General features: G+C 58.6%; 1 protein-coding gene and 1 pseudogene. Both read right to left on the bottom strand.

Translation table 11 applies throughout. From position 1 onward, the window contains the following. Positions 1-165 (bottom strand): annotated as a pseudogene (locus DER72_RS15960) (transposase); the annotation flags it as partial. 73 nt (positions 166-238) lie between these two features. Continuing rightward, positions 239-1168, bottom strand: a complete 930-nt coding sequence (locus DER72_RS15955; RefSeq protein WP_016448223.1) for an SDR family NAD(P)-dependent oxidoreductase — start codon at positions 1166-1168, stop codon at positions 239-241. Between the last annotated feature and the right edge of the window lie 253 nt (positions 1169-1421).

Below are 1421 nucleotides of genomic sequence, written 5' to 3'. Positions count from 1 at the left end.
CGGGACCAGTGCCGCCAGCTTGGCGATGAAGTCCACCGCATCCCATTCGACATGCGTGGTCCCATTTCGCCACGGCGTCTTGAGCTGATACCGCACCCTACCCTGCGGTGAGATCGACAGCCGCTGCTCGCTGATCGCCGGGCGCGTGATGTAGCGGCAGCAACGGGGCGCCAAAGCGCCCCGTTTCACATTTGCCCCTCCACACAATGGGAGAAGCTCACTAACTATCCGCCGATGCTCAGCATGCGGTATACCCGCCGTCGACAACCAGTTTCTGACCGGTCATAAAGGAAGACTCGTCGGACATCAGGAACACCGCCGGCTTGGCGATTTCGGCCGGAACACCCATACGGCCACCAAATTTCCCACGCGGGACAATATCTGCATCCTTCACCGGATCGTTGCACAATGGGTGCAGCGCCGCCAGCTGGGTGAAGTCAAAGGCATCCGTTTCCAAGGATTTCTCATGCGACAACTTCTCTTTGTCAGTCGTGACAGCGGCCTGGAATAGCGGCGTCATAATATATCCCGGATTCACGGTGTTCACTCGGATTCCGTATTCCGCGAACTGCAGCGCGAGGGCCTTCGACAGGCCGACAACGCCGTGTTTCCCCATCGTATACTGGACCAGATTGAAGCGTTCAATCAGCACCTCGCCCGTCTCCGTGTTCACCACCTTCGGGCGACCGGCGACGCCGTGGATGCTCGATACCAGCACGATCGAGCCCTTGGTCCCGTGCTTCATCATCAGCCGCGAGCCGTAGAGCGCGGTATTGAACACTCCGTCCTCGTTGACGCTCTGGATGAATTTTTTCGACTTCAGAACCTCCTCGGGATCCTTATCGAAATCCTCAGCCGTCGCCACGCCGGCATTGGCCATGATGGCATCCACCCGACCATAGGTCTTCTCAGTGATCTCGAAAAGTTTCTCAACATCCTTCGGATCAGTCACGTCGGTATGCACATAGAGCGCATGCCCCTCACCATATTCCTCGTTCAGGCTCTTGGCGAATGCCTCGCCCTGCTCATCGTTGATGTCGGAAATGACAACCCCATCGGCCCCTTCGGCCAAGGCTTCGCGAACCGTTGCCGAGCCAATGGAATCGAACCCGGGGATGACCGAAACCGACCCCGTCACTACGACAATCTTGCCAGCTAGCTTACCCATCTCGAATACTCCTTTGGTTGAGATATTAGTGAATACATGCTGCGGTAGGGCCACCTTGGGGTATAGGAAGTTCAACCGCCCTTTTTGGCGAGTCTGGCAGGTAGGAAGCGGCCGCGCAAGCGCCGCTTTGGGCACAGATCGGGGGTTCATGCGTGGGTTTTCGACATCGCGGGGCCACGCAGCGGCTCAGTGCGTAGCCATTTCTCACCGAATCCCGGCACAGGGCCGAGCGCAGCCCTGCGGGGTCGTGGCC

The organism is Halomonas sp. A11-A (assembly GCF_003182195.1).
GTDB classification, from domain to species: Bacteria; Pseudomonadota; Gammaproteobacteria; order Pseudomonadales; family Halomonadaceae; genus Halomonas; species Halomonas alkalicola.
This window is presented reverse-complemented; position numbering and strand designations above follow the sequence as displayed.